The 19017-nt window shown below is 38.8% G+C and carries 25 protein-coding genes; 17 read left to right on the top strand and 8 right to left on the bottom strand.

The genetic code is table 11. The features are described 5' to 3' along the window. Positions 1-320: 320 nt before the first annotated feature. The gene (gene dacB, locus GHD25_RS07325) at positions 321-2123 is read left to right on the top strand and encodes a D-alanyl-D-alanine carboxypeptidase/D-alanyl-D-alanine endopeptidase (RefSeq protein ID WP_164215759.1); all 1803 of its coding nucleotides are present in this window, start codon (positions 321-323) and stop codon (positions 2121-2123) included. Positions 2124-2325: 202 nt separating this feature from the next. Beyond that, entirely contained in the window at positions 2326-3480 is a 1155-nt protein-coding gene (locus GHD25_RS07330; RefSeq protein ID WP_164215729.1) for a dicarboxylate/amino acid:cation symporter, read from the top strand. Positions 3481-3607: 127 nt separating this feature from the next. Here the strand turns inward: GHD25_RS07330 and GHD25_RS07335 are convergent, their stop codons facing one another. Then, a complete protein-coding gene (locus GHD25_RS07335; protein WP_164215730.1) occupies positions 3608-4072 on the bottom strand; it encodes a hypothetical protein in 465 nt (154 codons plus the stop codon). A gap of 402 nt (positions 4073-4474) precedes the next feature. Between GHD25_RS07335 and GHD25_RS07340 the strand changes: the two genes are divergently transcribed. The 6 genes from GHD25_RS07340 to GHD25_RS07365 are packed head-to-tail and all read left to right on the top strand — an operon-like array spanning position 4475 to position 8456. Beyond that, the gene (locus tag GHD25_RS07340; RefSeq protein ID WP_164215731.1) at positions 4475-5176 is read left to right on the top strand and encodes a response regulator transcription factor; all 702 of its coding nucleotides are present in this window, start codon (positions 4475-4477) and stop codon (positions 5174-5176) included. After that, a complete protein-coding gene (locus GHD25_RS07345) occupies positions 5173-6648 on the top strand; it encodes a sensor histidine kinase (protein WP_164215732.1) in 1476 nt (491 codons plus the stop codon). Before GHD25_RS07340 ends, GHD25_RS07345 begins: the two co-directional genes overlap by 4 nt. Beyond that, a complete protein-coding gene (locus GHD25_RS07350) occupies positions 6641-7714 on the top strand; it encodes a LolA family protein (protein WP_164215733.1) in 1074 nt (357 codons plus the stop codon). The genes GHD25_RS07345 and GHD25_RS07350 overlap by 8 nt, the downstream gene beginning before the upstream one ends. A gap of 36 nt (positions 7715-7750) precedes the next feature. Beyond that, positions 7751-8038: a DNA-binding protein gene (locus GHD25_RS07355; protein ID WP_164215734.1), complete on the top strand. Its 288-nt coding sequence runs from the start codon at positions 7751-7753 to the stop codon at positions 8036-8038. Positions 8039-8053: 15 nt separating this feature from the next. Continuing rightward, positions 8054-8257, top strand: a complete 204-nt coding sequence (locus GHD25_RS07360) for a hypothetical protein (protein WP_164215735.1) — start codon at positions 8054-8056, stop codon at positions 8255-8257. Positions 8258-8276: 19 nt separating this feature from the next. After that, positions 8277-8456 (top strand): hypothetical protein, encoded by a 180-nt coding sequence (locus tag GHD25_RS07365; RefSeq protein ID WP_164215736.1) that lies wholly within the window; start codon positions 8277-8279, stop codon positions 8454-8456. A gap of 67 nt (positions 8457-8523) precedes the next feature. Here the strand turns inward: GHD25_RS07365 and GHD25_RS07370 are convergent, their stop codons facing one another. From GHD25_RS07370 to GHD25_RS07400, 7 genes are all read right to left on the bottom strand, one after another. Beyond that, positions 8524-8772, bottom strand: coding sequence for a magnesium transporter MgtE N-terminal domain-containing protein (locus GHD25_RS07370; protein WP_164215737.1), 249 nt, complete (start codon positions 8770-8772; stop codon positions 8524-8526). Beyond that, positions 8769-9302: an FtsW/RodA/SpoVE family cell cycle protein gene (locus GHD25_RS20380; protein ID WP_164215738.1), complete on the bottom strand. Its 534-nt coding sequence runs from the start codon at positions 9300-9302 to the stop codon at positions 8769-8771. Before GHD25_RS20380 ends, GHD25_RS07370 begins: the two co-directional genes overlap by 4 nt. A 21-nt stretch (positions 9303-9323) precedes the next feature. After that, complete coding sequence (rodA, locus tag GHD25_RS07380; protein WP_164215739.1) at positions 9324-10487, bottom strand: rod shape-determining protein RodA; 1164 nt, start codon at positions 10485-10487, stop codon at positions 9324-9326. A gap of 18 nt (positions 10488-10505) precedes the next feature. After that, positions 10506-11156, bottom strand: a complete 651-nt coding sequence (locus GHD25_RS07385; protein ID WP_164215740.1) for a helix-turn-helix domain-containing protein — start codon at positions 11154-11156, stop codon at positions 10506-10508. A 461-nt stretch (positions 11157-11617) separates the two neighbouring features. Then, positions 11618-12481, bottom strand: a complete 864-nt coding sequence (locus GHD25_RS07390) for an AraC family transcriptional regulator (RefSeq protein WP_164215741.1) — start codon at positions 12479-12481, stop codon at positions 11618-11620. Positions 12482-12696: 215 nt separating this feature from the next. Further along, the gene (locus GHD25_RS07395) at positions 12697-13275 is read right to left on the bottom strand and encodes a general stress protein (protein WP_164215742.1); all 579 of its coding nucleotides are present in this window, start codon (positions 13273-13275) and stop codon (positions 12697-12699) included. A gap of 121 nt (positions 13276-13396) precedes the next feature. Further along, positions 13397-13606 carry an aspartyl-phosphate phosphatase Spo0E family protein gene (locus GHD25_RS07400; protein ID WP_240452266.1) on the bottom strand — a complete coding sequence of 70 codons (210 nt, stop codon included), beginning with the start codon at positions 13604-13606 and terminating at the stop codon, positions 13397-13399. 315 nt (positions 13607-13921) lie between these two features. Here GHD25_RS07400 and GHD25_RS07405 point away from each other — a divergent pair, with 315 nt between their 5' ends. From GHD25_RS07405 to GHD25_RS07445, 9 genes are all read left to right on the top strand, one after another. Continuing rightward, complete coding sequence (locus tag GHD25_RS07405; protein WP_164215743.1) at positions 13922-14191, top strand: hypothetical protein; 270 nt, start codon at positions 13922-13924, stop codon at positions 14189-14191. A gap of 96 nt (positions 14192-14287) precedes the next feature. Beyond that, on the top strand, positions 14288-14464 hold the full coding sequence (locus tag GHD25_RS07410; protein ID WP_164215744.1) for a cell division protein FtsL: 177 nt from the start codon (positions 14288-14290) through the stop codon (positions 14462-14464). Between the two features lie 242 nt (positions 14465-14706). Then, complete coding sequence (locus GHD25_RS07415; protein ID WP_164215745.1) at positions 14707-14976, top strand: hypothetical protein; 270 nt, start codon at positions 14707-14709, stop codon at positions 14974-14976. Positions 14977-15292: 316 nt separating this feature from the next. After that, positions 15293-15859, top strand: a complete 567-nt coding sequence (locus GHD25_RS07420; protein ID WP_164215746.1) for a cytidylate kinase family protein — start codon at positions 15293-15295, stop codon at positions 15857-15859. 114 nt (positions 15860-15973) lie between these two features. Beyond that, on the top strand, positions 15974-16516 hold the full coding sequence (locus GHD25_RS07425) for a GNAT family N-acetyltransferase (protein ID WP_164215747.1): 543 nt from the start codon (positions 15974-15976) through the stop codon (positions 16514-16516). A 58-nt stretch (positions 16517-16574) separates the two neighbouring features. Continuing rightward, complete coding sequence (locus GHD25_RS07430) at positions 16575-17432, top strand: alpha/beta fold hydrolase (protein ID WP_240452267.1); 858 nt, start codon at positions 16575-16577, stop codon at positions 17430-17432. A gap of 125 nt (positions 17433-17557) precedes the next feature. Further along, the gene (locus GHD25_RS07435) at positions 17558-17821 is read left to right on the top strand and encodes a hypothetical protein (RefSeq protein ID WP_164215563.1); all 264 of its coding nucleotides are present in this window, start codon (positions 17558-17560) and stop codon (positions 17819-17821) included. Between the two features lie 52 nt (positions 17822-17873). After that, on the top strand, positions 17874-18272 hold the full coding sequence (locus tag GHD25_RS07440; protein WP_164215749.1) for a bleomycin resistance protein: 399 nt from the start codon (positions 17874-17876) through the stop codon (positions 18270-18272). A gap of 405 nt (positions 18273-18677) precedes the next feature. Continuing rightward, positions 18678-18953, top strand: coding sequence for a TIGR04104 family putative zinc finger protein (locus GHD25_RS07445; protein WP_164215750.1), 276 nt, complete (start codon positions 18678-18680; stop codon positions 18951-18953). Positions 18954-19017: the final 64 nt, after the last annotated feature.

Below are 19017 nucleotides of genomic sequence, written 5' to 3' on the forward strand. Positions count from 1 at the left end.
CACTCCTTTAATGGAAAGTGATTTATCCTTGCCATTCCAATATCTATTAATCTATAAAACTATTCCCCGCTTATTTTTCAGTAAAACATGCTCCCTTTGCCACGATTAAAACGTTTCCTTCCCTCGTGAGAAACTCTTTTTTTTATAATTGGGGGTAAGATTACAATTTTAAGGTTTAATGTCCTAGGCCTTTTCTATGGACTGAATTTTTATGCTGAGTAATTTGAACGATTTTTCTAAAAATCTACCATTTTCAACATATTTTTTGGTATGATAATATTCAAAATAATATCAAAAAAGGAGTGAGCTTTAAAGTGAAAATGAAATTAAATATGCAAAAACTTTTTATGTTTCTATTGATCGCAGTGTTGGCAGTAATGCCATTTGCTGCCCAATATGAGGACTCATTTGTAACCGCTACCAACGATCTGACAGAGGAAGAGCTGCTGGAAAATGCCACAATAGAAGAAAAAATGCTGGCAATCTTAGATAATCCGCACTTAGACGGTGCTGTTGCAGGAGTAAGTGTCAGGGATGCGGATACAGGTGAAGTGTTGTATTCCCGTGACGGGGATATCCGCTTGCATCCTGCTTCCAATATGAAGCTGTTTTCCGCAGCTGCAGCCCTGGAGGTGCTTGGAGAGGATTACACATTCTCCACGGAAGTGCTGACAGATGGGGAAATGAGTGGTCCCGTACTGCATGGTGACTTGTTTTTAAAAGGTAAAGGAGATCCGACGCTATTAAAAGAAGACTTTGACCAATTTGCCATGGATTTAAAAGATCAGGGAATTGATAAAATTAAAGGAGACCTGGTTGGAGATGACACGTGGTATGATGATGTTCGCCTGTCGAGAGGTATTACCTGGCCGGACGAGCCATATTATTATGCATCACAGATTTCGGCATTAAGTCTTTCCCCAAATGAAGATTATGATGCAGGAACAGTCATTGTGGAAGTAACGCCGTCTGAAGATGACAGCGAAGCAGAAGTAACGGTTGTCCCGGAAACGGATTATGTAAATATCGTTAATAATACGGAAATGGTACCTGCGGGAGAATCACGGAGTATTTCCATCGTGCGTGACCGCGGTACAAATGATATTATCATCGAAGGAACCATGCCGGAAGATGGCTCGCTGCAGCGCTCATGGGTTACCGTCTGGGAACCGACAGGCTATGCTGTTGATGTCTTTAAAAAGTCCTTGGAAGAGCAGGGAATTGACTTTATCGGAAATTCCGACGTGCGTTTAGATGAAACCCCTGAAGATGCCAGCATACTTACATCAAGAGATTCCATGCCGCTTGATGAGCTGCTTATTCCGTACATGAAATTAAGCAACAATGGGCATGGCGAAGTATTAGTGAAGGAAATGGGCAAAGTTGTTCATGATGAAGGAAGCTGGAACAGAGGACTGGATGTAGTGAATGATACCATCGATGGTCTGGGTGTTAATGCAGATACAATATATTTTCACGATGGTTCAGGAATGTCGCACGTCAATCATATCCCGGCTAATGAAGTTGCTGAATTATTGTATCAAGTTCAGGATCAAAGCTGGTTCCCTGCATTTGAATACTCCCTGCCTGTAGCAGGAGAAAGTGACCGGTTTGTAGGCGGTACACTTCGCAACCGTATGACTGAGGGCCCTGCCCAAGGTAATGTGACTGGGAAAACCGGAACACTCAACACGGTATCTGCTTTATCGGGTTATGTTACTACAATGGATGGTGAAGATTTGATCTTCTCCGTAATTATAAACAACTTTATCAGCCCAAGCTCCAACATTAAGAGTATTGAGGATGAAATAGCCACAATGCTTGCAGAACATGATTTTTCCGGCGATCAAGGAGAAACACAGCCGGAAAATGCTGCAGAATTGAAAGAGCTTGTTCAGCAGTATGAAGAAGATGGAGCATTTGAAGATAGTAAAACGGCACGTACCCTTACGCTACACCTTACGACAGTAGAGCAATTTGAAAATGCGGACGATGCTGAAAAAGTAATCCGTCATATGACAAGCTTTAAACAGATTTTGGATTCCAATCAGGACAGCATGTCACAGGGAGCATATCAGACACTATCAGCAGGTGCCGATCACTTGCTTGAGCAGTGGCAGTAAGCAAGGTAGCCCCCTGGGCCTGTAAACCGATGAACTTTTAACCAATGGAGTTCTATGGATGGAATAAGCATCTGTAGTTCTCCATTTTTCTTACATAATTAGCGTGGTGGTTTCATATATTTGTAAGAGTTTTAAAATAGAAAAAAATAAAAGGGGGTGTTATATTATTGTTGTATCTTTATACTAAAAAGGGAGTGAAGCTGTGAAACTAATATTTAAATTACTGCTCGGTATTGTAATCGGTATCATCGTTGGTGTAATTGCACCTGAGTTTCTTGTTCGGATTCTTGTAACGTTTAAAGAGATTTTTGGACAATTTTTAGGGTTTGTCATTCCGCTTATTATCATCTTTTTTATTGTCAGCGGGATTGCCAGTTTTGGGAAACACTCGGGAAAAATGCTTGGCACCACTGCTGCAATTGCTTATTCCTCCACGGTTCTTGCGGGTACATTAGCGTTTATCGTTGCTCTTATAGTTATTCCGATGCTCGTGGGAAATGGCGGAGGATCAGCGGAAGAAACAGCTGGGTTTGAGCCTTTTTTCGAGTTTGCCATTGATCCGATCACAGGTGTGGTTACCGCCCTCGTTCTAGCTTTTGTGTTTGGAATTGGGATTACAAGAATGCATAGCCCGACATTAAGATCATTTTTTGATGAAGGGAAAGTAATTATCGAGAGAATGATTTGGAAGATCATTATTCCGATTTTACCATTTTATATTGCCAGTATTTTCGCCGAAATTGCCGCTGATGGAGCGGTCTTTGAGACGCTGCAGGCATTTGGTCTTGTACTTGTAATGGCGATTGCCGTCCATTGGGTCTGGCTCCTTGTGCTTTATTTAGTCGCAGGCGGATATACGGGGAGAAATCCGTTTACATCTCTAAAAACCATGCTGCCGGCTTACTTTACAGGTTTAGGGACGATGTCCAGCGCAGCCACCATTCCAGTGACGGTTCGTTCTACAAAAAATAATAAAGTAAGCAATGGTGTAGCAGACTCTGCTGTTCCATTATGTGCAACAATTCATTTATCCGGAAGTACGATTACCCTTGTGATGTGTTCGGTGGCCGTAATGGTTTTGGCCAACGACATGTCCCTTCCGTCATTTGGTATGATGATGCCATTTATCTTTATGCTGGGAATTATTATGATCGCAGCCCCGGGTGTCCCGGGAGGAGCTGTTATGGCAGCATTGGGTCTCTTAACCACTATGCTTGGGTTTAGTGAAACGGCATTAGGTCTAATGATTGCCTTATACATGGCACAAGACAGCTTCGGAACGGCAGCTAATGTTACCGGAGACGGTGCAATTGCTCTGATGGTGGATAAGATTATGGGAAAAAATACGGAGGCTTAAAACAATATAGTAAAAACTGTCCTCTCCATATGTTTGTCTGGGGAGGACTTTTTTTGAGTAAATGGCAGGTTCCGGGCAGCGTGTTTATATTAACCAGTCCTTTTCACACGGGAGTAAAAATTGTATACTACAATACCATTCCTTTTTTCTCCGCATCGGCATCTATCGCGGCTCCAACAGTGATGCCTATCCCAAACCCGAGGGGCAGCCATAGCGCAATATTATCTAATACGAGCAGTCCCAATACAACCCCTAAGCTCATGCCCATGGTCATATATATGCTCAAATAATACCCGCTTGACACCAGCTTGTGTTCTTCCTGCAGGTGCGTACTAATGTGATCTATCTCTTGTTTAAGCTGGTCTATTTCACCCATTGTCAGCTGATCTTCTTTATCTCTTATCCGGATGATGCGGCTCTCCAAATCATTAAAATATTGTTCACATATTTCACAATCGGTTATGAAGGAATGCAATTTTTGTATAATTCGATTGCACTTTTCCACTTCAAGCTTTTTGGCAGTTTCCTTCTCAACAATACCTTCAAGTTCTTTAAGCATGGAAATAAGCTGATCCATTCGATGGTTTTCCATTCTTTTGCCCCCTGCTCTATACTCATCCAGCGAGAAACTAAACTTCCTGGTGGTTTAATAGTAACATAATTTTCGGATAATAATAGGGTTAAAAAAGAAGCGGGAGAAAATAGATACAATGGAGCAAGTGGAACTGTGGGAGCAGCGGTCTTAATAAGCAGTACGTCTTTACCCGAAGGTCCATACTTTTTTCCATGGTAAAAGGGTATAAATTTTTTACATGGATAAACACCTCGTAAATTCACAATATATGAACATCCGCTTCCTCTTTTATTCTTCTATTCGATCCTTTCCCCTCTATCCTGCATCCCGCAGTAAGGCTATAATAATTATAAAGAAATTATAAAATCGGATTTACAGCCATTTTGCCATGCTATATTACATATACAGGAGGAATCATTCATGCAAGCAAGTATTTTACTCGTGGAAGATGATCCGGAGATCGGGCGAATTGTCCGGGACACGTTCCTGCGGGAAAATTACCATATCACCTGGGCAACGACGGGACTTGAGGGCTGGGAGGACTTTCAGGAAATGGCGTACGACCTGGTGCTGGTCGATCTCATGCTCCCGGAAATGGACGGTTTTACGTTGTGCAAAAATATCCGCCTGAAAAGTGATGTGCCCATGATTATTATCAGCGCGCGCAAAGAGGATGAAGATAAAATCGAGGGGCTGCAGCTGGGGGCAGATGACTATGTGGCGAAACCGTTCAGTCTGGCGGAACTGAAAGCCAGGGTGGAGTCTCACTTGCGCAGGTGGAGACGGTATAAGGGAGCGCCTAAAGCTAAGAATGAATCAGCCTATATGCATGGGCTTGCCATTGACTGGGATCAGCGCCAGGTTATGCTGGAGGATGAAAAGCTTTCCCTGACCTCCCTTGAATTTAAGCTGCTTGAGGTTTTGGCAAAGCATCCGCACCGTGTTTTTTCCAAGAAAGAATTATATGAACATGTCTGGAACCAAGTGGAAGCAGATGGAGCCCACACGGTTACCGTGCACATAAAATCATTAAGGGAAAAGCTGCGGGATCCGGTGAAAGCGCCAATATTTATACAAACGGTGTGGGGACAAGGCTACCGATTTATAGGAGAGTTACTGTGAAAATAAAAACATGGCTGTTATTATCTTATTTTATTGTCATGATTCTTCCGCTGCTTGCGGCTTATCTTTTGCTTGGATGGATCAACTCCTATAATGATGAACAGAAAGTAGCGGAGCATATTGAGGTAACCACCCAACTGGAAGAGATTAAGCAGACTTTGGATAGGCCGGGACTCTATACACCAGGAGGGAATAAGGAAGAAGCAGAGAAACTGGCGGGGCAAAGCCTGTCGATCGCGCTTTACAACCGGGATGGTCTCGTTATTTACACGTCCAGTCCTTCCTTTGCTTCTCCCCATTACGGTCTCGGCAAAGAGCATTTGTATGAAGACCTATATACCCTGGAGCAGGGCTACCGGGCATATACGTACAAACAGCCGGTGTTTGAAAATAACGATCTGGCAGGATTTTTTCATGTGCAAATCGGCCGCGAGGCTTGGGTGGAAGGCGTGGAAAACCGTGGCTATTTTGTTGGGGCAGTATTTTTGCTTGTATTCGGACTCATTTATATTACTGTCATTTGGATGGTGAATAAAAAGCTGAACATCCCATTAACAGGATTAATGAATAACATGTCTGCTTTTGCCAAGGGACAGCCTGTGGATGAAAAACCGGTAAAAAATGATGAAGTCGGCAAGGTCACAGAACAATTTTATGACATGAGCCGTGAAATCATTGCTGCCCGGGAGGCTGTTGAACAGGAACAGCAGGCAAAGGAATATTTGATTGCGAGTGTGTCCCATGATTTGAAAACACCGCTCACGTCAATTAAAACGTATGCTGAATCTCTGAAAGCTGATAATGACCTGACTCCGGACGAACAAAATGACTACCGGAATGTAATTGTAGAAAAGGCTGATTTTATGCAGCATATGCTGGATGATTTACTGACCTACACGCTGCTTCAGTCGGGGGAAAATGATATGGAGTTTGTTCAGGTGGACGGCAATGAATTTTTTGACATGCTCACAGCCGATTATGAACCTTTAAGCAAACAAAAAAGCATTAAGCTTCATGTTTATTCCGATGTTCAAGGCATGTACAGCGTAAATCCGAAGCAAATGATGCGCGTGGCGGATAATTTAGTTTCCAATGCGATCGCCCATACACCGGAAACAGGAGAAATCCGGCTTGCAGCAGTATCAGATCGCAGCACACTTGCTGACATGCTGTTTGATTTTATACCGGAAAAAGAAGTTTTATCGGAGACCGATGCGGTATATTTCATGGTTCAAAATGAAGGTAAAGGAATTTCTCCGGAAAAGTTAGCCTTTGTTTTTGACCCGCTCTATCAGGCAGATGAAGCAAGAAGCAAAAATGACAAGAGCGGAACGGGCTTGGGACTGAGTATTACGAAACAGATTATCGAAAAACACGGTGGAAAAGTACAAATCTTTTCAAGAAAAAATGTCGGCACCTGTGTTATTTGCAGTTTGCCGGCAATGAAAGAGGAAGGGATACCAAATGAATAAAATAAAAATAGCTTTACTGCTGGCGGGGGTAACCATAATTGCCGCCGGGTGCGCGGATGAATCCAGCAATTATTCACCGGAACAAATGATTAATCACGCGATAGCGGAAGAGGAGCTGCCTGCTTATTATGCAGAATCCACGTCCACCATTGATGGCGAAGAGACAGTGTTCATGAAAGAGTGGAGAAATGATGACGGAAGAATACGGGTGGAAGCGGAAAATGAGGCAGGAGAAGACAGGTCGATTGCTGTAAATGATGGAACCAGTGTGACTACGTACCAAATAGACGAAAACCAGGCGACCGTCATTGATGATGAGGAGCTGCTGGAATTTAATCAGCCATCTCCAAAGGAACAGGCAAATATGCTCCTGGACGTTATCAAAGACAGCCATGAAATTTCCAGTGATGGAGAGGATGAGGTCGCCGGCCGTGATACCTACCATCTTGTTGCTGAGCCGAATAATGAAAACAGTTTGTTCGGCAAAATGGAATTATGGATTGATAAAAAGAACTGGATGGTGTTAAAAATGATTTCCTGGACAGGGGATCAGAAGACGGAACTGGTTTATACAAAATTGGAACTGGATCCGGATATCCCGGAGGATACATTTACATTGGAGATACCGGATGACGCAGAAGTAACAAACCTGGATGATCTCGCAGACACAGAAGAGATTACAATGGAGGATGCCGTAGAGGGAGTAGGGAAGCCATTTTATTATTTCCCTGAAGAAGAAGGAATGGAAATCAGCACTATTGAAAAATTCGATATGGAAGGAATCGCCGACCGGACAGAAGTAAATATAGAATATACGAAAGATGATATGCCTTATGCAACGCTGGCTGTGTTTAAGTCACCGGAAGATCTTGATGAAGACCTGACGATGCCGAATCAAGAAGAGGTCACGGTACGCGGGCTGGAAGGGACTTTTACGGACACAGATGGCTTGCGTCTGCTGCACTGGCTGGAAGATGGTTTGACTTATTCCATGATTGTCATTGATCCGAATGTTGAGCTGGAAGAGCTGCAGCAATTAGCGGAGCAGATGGTGCTTGCGGAATAGGCAGTTGAATAACCGGGAGCGGAAAGGGGTGTACGTATGGATCTGGGACTTATGTGGATTGCGGCGGGGTTCGCTGCCTTCGGGTATTTTATCGGGGATGGACTGAAAAACTTCAAGAACCCTGATTCAGTGGATGTGTTGGAATCTGATGACAGTCTGGTTCTGATTAAGGAAAAGGAAATTCACCATTTTCTAGGTATTGCCAAAGAGGATGCGAGAACGCTGTTAAAGGATTATCCCGATATTCCCCATATGACGATTAATAACAATATTTATTATCCTAAGGCAAAACTGCGTGAGTGGATGAAGAGCGAAATAAAATAGGTGGAGGTAAAACCTATGGACTGGCTGCAAACCAATGATTTTCTCATACCGACGAATCCCTATGCCGCTTTATTCTTCGGGATAATGTTTACGATCATCGTGGGTATCATCGTGTGGATCGAAACAAAGGAAAAGAAAACAGTCCTCATTGTCTTTATTGCAGGGTGTCTGGTTTCAGTGATCGGATCAACGCTTTTACATTTCATCGGATTTTATTAATGTGTGAGGTGTACACATAATGAATGAACTGATTTTAATTTCGTTATTCATATTTGTATTTTCTACGTATAAACTTTGCCAGATTATGATGATGAAAGAGGCACCAAAAGGGAATAAAATTTTAGCCTGGACGATATATGGTGCCTCCATGCTGGCCATTGCTGCTGTGAATGTTGTTTTTTTTACATGGCCGGGATAGTATACCTTCGACTTTGGAGGCTGGAGTTCAGTGTTTTTCCGGTTGAAGGTAATTGAAGATCTAACTTTTAAGACAGCTTAGGGAAATATAAATTTTGAGGATTTTTCAACTCCAGTTTCTCCAGCACTTCTATTTGTTCCTGGTGTACCAATGCTTCAATAAGTTCTGCTAATTTGTCATCGGTTAAGAAGGTAAGGATTTTATTCTTGTGTTGTGTAGATAGATGTTTATATAAGTCAGCAAAATCGTAGGGATGCATCTCTTTGATCACTTTTTGAAATGCTAGTTTCTCTCCTTTTTCTAATATTTGTCTCATATTTTGTAAGAGTTGATTTTTCGTTCTGTACTGAGCCATGAAAAAATTAAAAGGAAAACGATTGCTAAAATAAATAAAGGTGGAAGTACCCTCGTCCTAAATTGCGTAATAAGATGCCTTTTTTTTGAATAAAAAGATGCAAAGTAAATAAGTATAAAAAGCTTAATGAATTCAGCAGGTTGAAATAGAAAAGATGCAACTTGAATCCACCGTTGGGAATGATTCCTTTCTACACCTATACCAGGAATCAGGACAAGGATCAATAAGACAATCGATAGCATGACCAACAATGGACTCATTTTATTATAAAGCTGAAACGGTATAAAAATAAAAATAAATAATAAAACAAGGCCTAATAACAGCGATCTCAATTGTCTTATAAAGAAATAGTCTGTTGTTCCGTAATTTAAATATGCTAATGTACTACTACTGCTGTAAACCATAATTAATCCAAATCCCGCGAGCAGAAGAATAGCAATTAATAAGGAGTAATCCAAATCTCTCATTCTATTTAGTATCATGGATTTCATTCCAAGTGGTTCTCCTTTCTGCTACGATATTTGATTTTCACTAAAAATGTACTCTTTAGACCCGTCTTGGACACTAAAGACAAGACCCAAGGCAATAAAATTAGTTAAAAGCGCACTACCACCATAGCTAATAAATGGTAGAGCTATTCCCGTGATCGGCATGAGTCCAATTGTCATGCCAATATTTTGGAAAACCTGTATACTGATCAGTCCAATGGTACCTATGCAAATATAAGCACCGAAATACGTATTAGCCCGCAAGGCAATTTGCATAATCCGGTAAATCAATAAGAAATAAATCAAGATTAAAAGACTGGAACCAATAAACCCAAACTCTTCCCCAATCACTGCAAAGATAAAGTCTGTATGTGCTTCTGGAACTTTTCCACTTTGCACTTGCACACCATTTTCCAAACCTTTACCTGTTAATTGTCCTGAACCAATGCCCATCATAGCTTGCTGTAATTGATAGCCATAATTTGTAGCATATTGCCCCGGCTCGAGCCATCCATAAATACGTGATAATTGATGTGGTTTTAATATTTGACTAATTAATTCATGTTTAAAATAAAAAAGATAGATTAAAAAACTAAAAACGCCCGCCATACATGACGCAAGAAGAAAAATCATTTTAAATGAAATTTTAGAAACAACGAGTAAAGAGGCAGCTATCCCTAATATGACAAGTGCAGAACCTAAATCTGGCTGAACGAAAATGAACAAGAATGGAATCATAGCATAGACCAAAGTTTTCGCGGCAAGAGGGACACTGTCTTTGATTGTTGATTTGAGATGTGTTTTCTTACTAAGGATGAAAGATATGTAAATAATGAGGAAAACTTTCATAAATTCAGAGGGTTGAATCTCAAAGAACCCCAGATTGATCCACCGCTGTGAGCCATTTTTTTCCGTACCAAAGAAATGGACAAGTAATAAAAGAATAACGCCACTAATATAAAGGGGTAATGCCCATATCCTTAATAACTCATAGTCAAATTTTGCAACACCAATCATCAAACTAAATCCAATCAAGTACCAGATAAACTGATTGGTGACAAAATAAAACGGATTGTCCTGTACATATTGACCAGAACCACTATAAACCGCGAGCAAGCTAAAGATAAATAAACAAAATAATAAAAAAAGAAGTAGCTTATCTGGTTTATTTGTATTCGTACGATTCATTTCTTTCACCCTTAATCATTATACGATTTCATTGTTTTCCAAACGCTCTGAGATAACCTTTACAATAAATGCGTCATCCAATAACCCGATAGGCATCAAATAATCTGGTATTAAATCCGTCGTTACGATAAAATAAAGTAAAGCGGCCCCCATGAGTGCCATATCATGAGCTGTCCCACGTTTTGATTGAAACTTCAAATACATCCATTTTAATTTTTGTATATACGGGCCTCTCCCACTTACCTGATCCAATTTAGTTTTAAACCCTTCCACAATGGTCTTTTCCCCATCATCTGTCCGACTATATCTTTTATAATTATCAATTTTGGCATTCACCTTATCCAATGTAAATTCCAAATTATCTTTCACATCTGTATGCTCTATTAAATGTTGAATCGATTTGTGTAACTCTCGGTTCTCTATTACATCTTCATTTTTTGAGCCAGTATGATATCCCGCCGCTTCCAAAAGTATTGTGATTTCAACATCCAAACTCTTCGAAAGCTTTTGGAAATGATTGATATTAGGTTTTCTTTTTCCATTCATGATTTTTGAAATTGTCGCATGATCAATTTCAGAAATTCTCCCTAATTCCCTTAGCGATAACGACCTTTCCTCCATTAAATAACTTAAAACTTTATGAAGTTTATCTTTATCCATATTCCCCATTATTTCTTAACCTCCCAATGATAACCGGTCCTTATAAAGAGTACATGAGGTGGTGACAAAATGTCAACGGTATTATAGATAGGATTGTCAGTTTTTATCCTAATTTCTTTATTTGACGTATAACAAAAAAGCTGCGTATGGGGTTCAAAATCGGATTTTCCCATAGATATTGATATTAATCTAAAAACAAGAAGTGACAAAAAAGCCGACTTTTAATTCGACTTAATAACACTAATTCACAACCCTATTTAACATGATAAAAATATTCAGAATATAAATGACGTCTTAGAAATATAATAAGTAAAAAAAGCACTGCGAATAGCAGTGCAATTTAGTATGCAATTTTAATCTAATTTAAGGGACAATTTAACATATATTTTACTTGCTTTCGCTTCTAAAAGGGAACCCGATAAGACTTAGCAGCATTTCTCTTCATATTTCTTCTTTTTTTAAAATAATTATTATTTCTTCCTCACAGGAAGCCAGACTTCACTATACGCATAATCCTTTTTATTCTCATCCATTTTCGTAAATGAAAAAGTGGGAGCATTGACTACTTCATAATCGGAAGCAGGGAGCCATTCGGAATATGTTTTTGCCATGGTTTCCTGCAGTGCAGATGGAAATGGTCCTTCATTTGGAAATATCGCCCACGTATAGGCTGCGACAGGTACTTTATCTAAGCGTTCGCTGATCTCATTTTCAGTGGTTAAAACGCCAATCAAATGCGTTAAATCGCCTTCTTCTTTCATGAAATGAGCGTCGGCATCATAAGAAGCACTAACCACCTCATAGGGCTCCATATTTTGCAGTGCATGCATTTCTTCCCTTTGTTTTTCCGTTATGCTTTCTGCAAGCTTTTTAATTTCCTGATTAACCCCTTCAAATTGCATTGGAACACGCTTGCTTACACCGGCTAGATTAAAAGCCGGTTTTTCTTCTATTCTACATTCCATGCTGGTTCCTCCTTTAACAGTGATTACGAACGAAAGCCTGGGAAATGATTTGCTGTTCCCTGTTTTAAAAACATCAGATGGCAAAAATCCGCTCCATTTCTTAAATGCTCTCGTAAAGCCGTCGAGTGAATGATACCCGTACTTAAAAGCTACATCCGTAACTTTTTCCCCTTTTAATAAATCCTTATTTGCTTCAGATAGTTTTCGGCTTTTGATATATTCATTCAGCGTCATCCCGGCAAGGTAAAAAAATATTTTTCTGAAGTGGTAGTCGGAAACCCCGGCAAATTCTGAAATAGCTTCAAGCGTTATGTCGTCGGTTAAATGTTCCTCAATATAGTCGATCACAAGGTTTAATTCCTTAAGCAATAAATCCCCTCCTTATCCCTTATGTTCATATCATAGCAAAGCAATTTGAAAAGTACTCGACTTTTTTAACATAACAAATATCGGGTAATGAACCGGCAGGAAAAATGTAAAGCGCCTGGACAGTTGTGTTAACTGCCAGGCGCTTTTTTCATCTTATTATATTACCGATTTCATTATTTAACTGAATCACTTCAGCCGTAGAACCTGTAAAATATTTACCAGCTGCTTGCCCTCCTGCTTCCGCTGACATTCGTACGGTCAGGGTACATGGAGCTGTTTTCCGTATCATGGGTGAGGAAAGTGTCATAAACCCTATGCTCATTTTCATTGTCAGCTTCCACCAATACAATGATTTTTCCGTTCTTAAGAAAACTTTCATACTGTTTCGCCTGTTCTTCCGGCATGCCCAGCCCGACGAGGGCGCCTATAATGCCGCCGCCACCTGCTGCCACTGCCGCACCAGTCAATGCTGCCGCCAGCGGACCGGCTGCTGCAATTTGTCCAATGCCGGGAATAGTCAGCAGACCAAGGCCGACAACGAGGCCGCCAAGTGCACCCAGTACACCGCCGGAAGCTGCTCCGATGCCAGCTCCTTTTCCGGCATTTTTACCGCGCCCCTCGTCGTCTGTCGTTACACCCATATTCGTTTCGTCTTCCACGACATCCGCTTTGCTTTTGTCATGGGCAAATACGGAGATGTCCTTAGAGCTGTAACCCTGGTCCTTCAGTTCATGAATCACTTTTTCGGTAGTGGCTACATCTGAAAAAACACCGCCGATAATTTTCTTATCCATGTTGCGACCCTCCTTTAAAATCTTTCATTGGTCTATACCCGCTGTGAATGGATTTATGCATGATGATTATCGCAAGAAGAGCTGCAGGCAACAAAAAAGCACTTGCATTAAAAGCAAGTGCTTATCTCACGCCTTCATGGTTTTTAATTTTTTCCAGCTTATTCAGCAGATGATCCAGATCCTGGGAAATTTTTATGACTTCTTCAAAACTAACTCTTTCCTTGAATGCCTGGTACATTTTTGATCTTTGCAGTTCTATCTGAAATTCTAATTTCTCTATGCCGCCCAAATGCTTCACTCCATTTTTATTTTTATTATACTTCATAGCCATTGCCATTTTTTGCACTTACCAAACTTATTGTATGAGCAGGAAGTATGAAATTTATGAAAAACACAGCGTATTACCCAGTACCTTATGATAAAATTATCCCAAGCAGGCAGTAATGAGCAGCGGGCTTTTGAAAATTGGTTAATATGCAGGTTTATAAAACGAGGTTATCCAGCTGTTAAACTATTGTAATAGTTGGACTGTTGGAGTGATTATGGAAGGAGTTGATATTTTATAGTTGATAAAGAAGAGCAAATAAAGATATTGTTGTATGGGGATCCACTAAGTTTTGCCTGTGAAACGTTAGGGGTTAACAATATGTTAGATCATCATTACTCAGAAGTTTTTACAGTTAGTAAAGAAGAGGTATATGCATATACTTTAATCCACGGTATCCCGCAAAGTGAATCAACAAGTAAACAATCTTTGGCGGAAGGATTTCATTATTATAAGGAAGAAGGCAAATGGTATACATTTTTTAGAGAAAGGAATTACGTTTTTGATGAAAAGGTTTTTGTTGATGATGAGTCAGGTAAAAAATATATCGTTCATACATTATTAAAATTAGCTGGTACAGGGTTGTATTAGTAATTATTGCATGGACAATTATACATGACAAAAAAATATTGTCCTATAGGGTACTTTCTGAAAGAAGGAGATTACTATAGTTTGGGGGTTAGAAGCTTGGAATTATTTATTATACTGATAGCAATTGTTGTGGTAGTTAGCTTAATAATGGGTATCTACTCCACCAACAAACATTTCAAGGTAAAAGAGCAGGAAATTAAGTTGGAGCGGGAAAGATTAGAACTGGAGCGAAAAAGACTGGAATTAGAAGAAAAAGGTTTAGAAAAAAGATGATTTTATTCAGCTGAATGGTGGAATCTTCAAAAAAAAGAAGCACAGCCTTTGCCGAATATATATAGGGTAATTGCAGGTAAATTAGTACTTGTTATTTTTTTTAGTTTTTCGATTAACGAGTGCCATTTTTTAATTAGAGGCAGTCGCTTTCCATGGCGGGCAGTTTAGTTTAATAGTGAAACTTTTGTTTGAAAAAATCGTATAAAAGTTGAGGGAGCAATAAGTATGGGGGTTAGTTGTAAATGGAATACATTCTTATAATCATAGCTTTTCTCGTAATAATTAATTTAACGGCAAAGGTAAATAAGCTAGAAGATCGCATAAAAGGAATGCAATATTCCTTAGACCAGGTAACCAAACAAGCAGGGCTGCCTGAAAATCCGGTAAATGACGAACTGCGTGAACTAATTAAAGAAGGTAAGGACGTAAAAGCAGTTAAAAAAGCAAGAGAAACTTTAGGTCTTTCCCTCATAGAAGGAAAAGAATATATTGATAAGTTGAAAACCGAATAAAAGATATACATCGGCTAGTGCATCGTAAAAATAAAGAATTAATGCAACTGAAAAACAGAAATTCGGTTTAAACAACCCAGTGATGGAAGAGAAATTAAATCAATACATAATGGAGTGCGTGGGCTTGATAAAGTAGAAAAGTCTCACGTCTAAGAGTAACAAAGAACTTATAATCCAGTACATAACGGTAAATGGACCGCGGAATGGTGGGAAACACTCGTATTCCTTGCGGAGCGGGGGAAAGCTGGAGATAACTCCAAATGCTTGCCTATTGTTGACGTTAGTGTTATAGACAATTAAATAGAAGGGAGAATATATGGTTATTTTAATAAGTGCTGTAAGTGGTACTGGTAAAACCTTGATGGCTCAAAAGTTGCTGGAAAAATATCATGTGCCTTATTTCTCTATAGATCATTTAAAAATGGGTTTGTACAGAGGGGATAAGAATTGTGAATTTACACCACTAGATAGTACTGAAATGATTGGAGATAAGCTCTGGCCAATATTAAAAGGGATTATTATGACAAATATCGAGAATGAACAGCATATCATTATTGAAGGAAGCTATATATTGCCTCACTATATAAAGGGCTTTGACTTCAAGTATTCAGAAAAAATAATTCCAGTATTTTTAGGTTTTTCAACGAATTATATACAAGAAAATTTTGATACAAAAATAGTGAAACATAGGAATGTTGTTGAACTCCGTAATTGGCCGGAAGAAAGAACGGTAAAAGAACTAATGAGGGAACATAAAGAATTTAAAGCTAAGTGTTTACAGGCAGGTGTCAGGTATTTTGAAATCGAAAATGACTTTGACAAAGAAATATTGAATATCTTTGACTATATAGAAGCTGAAAAACGAAAAATTGAACCTTTATAAGTTGGGATTTTCAAATATATCTTTTGAAGTAAAAAGTGCAATTTTCTAAGAAGGGGTTAGCACCTCGAATATATACATAGGATAAGTTCAGTTCAGGTCAGGAGGTAATCTTCATTGTTACGTTCGGAAAGACTTCAGTTTCGCAAGATGGAGGAGAGTGATATTGAAAAGTATCACTCCTGGAGAAATGATGTAGATGTAATGAAAACAACAAATCCAGCAATAGACTTATATTCTTTAGAGGAAACGAGAAATTTTGTGGAAACTATTATTCTTAATTCAGCGTCATCTAAAAGCTATATCATTGAGGAGAGGGAAGGGAACACAGCAATCGGTGTAACTTCGCTAATAAATATCGATACAAAAAATAGAAACGCTGAATGTATTATTGATATTGGTGAAAAGGAATATTGGGGTAAGGGATATGGAACGGAAGCTTTAAAAGTGTTACTTGCGTATGCTTTTTTAGAGTTAAATTTACATCGTGTATCACTGCGGGTGTTCTCACTTAATGAAAAAGCTATACATATTTATCATAAACTTGGCTTTGTGGAAGAAGGAGTAATGCGGCAGAGCTTATATAGAAATGGGCAATGGCATGACATCATCCTAATGGGCCTTCTCAAAGAAGAGTATTTAAGCAAGCATAAAGTGTAGTATTTATTACTCCAATTAACGGTGCAAAATGAAAATAAATTGGGGGAGCAATGATAAATTGAAGGATGTAGATAACAACACAGTCAATTTAATTAATGCTGAGGTTGATGGAATACACGTTAATTTAGTAGGTAATGGTGAAGCTATTGTATTCCTGCATGGTGGACCAGGAAGTGAACATGGTTTTTTCCTGCCGCATGTTTTACCCTTATCACGACAATTTAAATTAGTGTTTTATGATCAAAATGGATGTGGTAAATCGGAACCATCCATTGAAAATCAGTATTCAATGATGAGTGAAGTAAATACATTGGAGTTATTACGTAAAGAATTAAAACTGGAAAAAATTAACCTTTTTGGAGAGTCGTGGGGTTCAATGCTTGCTTTACTGTATGCAACTACCTATCCAGAAAGAGTTAATAAAATCCTTTTAACAGCTGCAATAGGAGTTACGGCTGAAGGCTTCAAAACTTTCGGTATTGAACTTGAAAAAAGGTTATCGAAAAACGATCAATTAAATTTATTAAAATTAGAAGAGGGCCTTGAAACCGGACAATCGTCTATCAATGATATTTTATCAATACTCGATAAATACTATGTTTCTTCTGAAGACTCGTTGAAAAAGAAAGCGAATACATCCATTGAGCCTGCGGTTAACCAGCAAATTGGAGAAGATATTATAAAAAACTATGACTTAACTAGTAGATTACATCTACTCCATTCTATTCCAATAGTAGTTGCACAAGGTAGTGACGACATAATGCCCCCAAGTCTGATTAAAGATTTATTGGTAAATTATATTCCTCATGCTAAACTAATTGAAATAAAGAACTGCGGTCACTGGACTGTTGTCGAAAAGCCAGTTGAAATGAATAAAATTGCTAAAAACTTTTTTAACTCTGATGTATTAAACTAAAGGACACGTAGCAATAAATAGGTGATACTTTGTTCATAGCAATTCAAGTAGTATTTACTCTAACCGTGTTTGGGTTTTTCCAAGTTTAAACTAAGAAACAGAAGCGTTATAATAAGATAAACTGTTTGGATGGACTGTCTTTTATAAGAAATTGGGCAGCAGGAGATGAAGGGTTATTTGTAAAAAATTTGTTCACTAAAGGGCGGGGGTCATATTTTATGGAAATAATTTTTATGTTTATAGCAGGATTCATAGTCTTTATTATTGCTGTCATAGCAATTGTTAAAGGAGTAACCCATAGGGTAAAAAGACCAACGGATGATTTAAAAGCTGAGGTTTCACATCTTAAAAAAAGGGTCAGTGAGCTTGAAAATGAAAAGAAAATCTAATAAGGGGTGCACTCCTGTGATATGCTCCCTTTAAAAGCAGGTGAGTGAGAGAATGAAATTCAATGCCTTGATTCCAGAGTTATCAGTGAAGGATATTGAAAAGTCGAAGTGGTTTTATATAGAGATACTGGGATTTAAATTAGAATATGAGAGAAAAAATGATAAATTTGCTTTTCTGTCATTTGACGAAGCACAAATTATGCTTGAAGAAATGAATGGATATTGGAATACAGGGAAGTTAGAATATCCTTTTGGAAGAGGGATTAACTTTCAAATTATTGCAGATAATATTCAGCCTATTGTCGATAGATTAATTCAAAATGAAATCCATCTATTTAGAGAACCTGCTGTGAATGAATATAAAACTAATGAGACAGTATTTAAAGAAAAGGAATTTCTCGTTCAAGACCCAGATGGTTATCTGTTGAGATTTTCAGAAGACAGCAGTTAGTTACCAAAAAATTATAAAACTCATTTAAAAGAATAAGATGATCGCCAATATGGCGTTCTTTTTTTGGTCTAAATGGTGGTGTCGTTGAATACATGATGTTTCGTTCCCGACTCGAACACCTTGTTTCAAGTGCCTGAGGCAGCATTGAAATGGCCGTCCACTTCCTTCTAATACGCAGTTTTCTTTGAACTAAGGCTATGTTCAAGGTGTAGTTATTGAACAATGGCTCGGGTGATTGTAAAAGGAAATGAAACTTTTTCTTGTATTAACCGTATTTGTTATAAAGATCTTGTCGCACTTTCATTTCAGAATATTGCGTCTTGTATAAAAGGTGAGTTATTAAGTCACTGCAGCAATAGTCTTGAGTTGATATGGTGCAAGGGAAAAATAACGAGGTGGTTTGAAATGGCTGCTTGTAAAAACTGTGGAAAAGAATGGACGTGGAAACAAACAGTAGTAACACTATTCCGATTTCGGCTGATATGTCCACATTGCGGGAAAAGACAATATTTAACAGCTGCGTCCAAGAGTAAAACCGGTTTATTTGGTTTCATACCAATTATAGCCATGCCTATTTTCAATTTGTTTCATGTCTCATGGTGGCTGATTGGTATTATTATGACACCTGTGTTAATTGTTATTTGGATTTCCTACCCATATATGATCGAGTTTTCAAAGTAAGCGTCAAATAGTCCCCACATTTTCACCATAGTTTTTTCATGCGATAATCTTCATAGAAAATAAT

This window comes from Virgibacillus aidingensis (genome assembly GCF_010994035.1).
In the GTDB taxonomy this organism is placed as follows: domain Bacteria; phylum Bacillota; class Bacilli; order Bacillales; family Amphibacillaceae; genus Virgibacillus_N.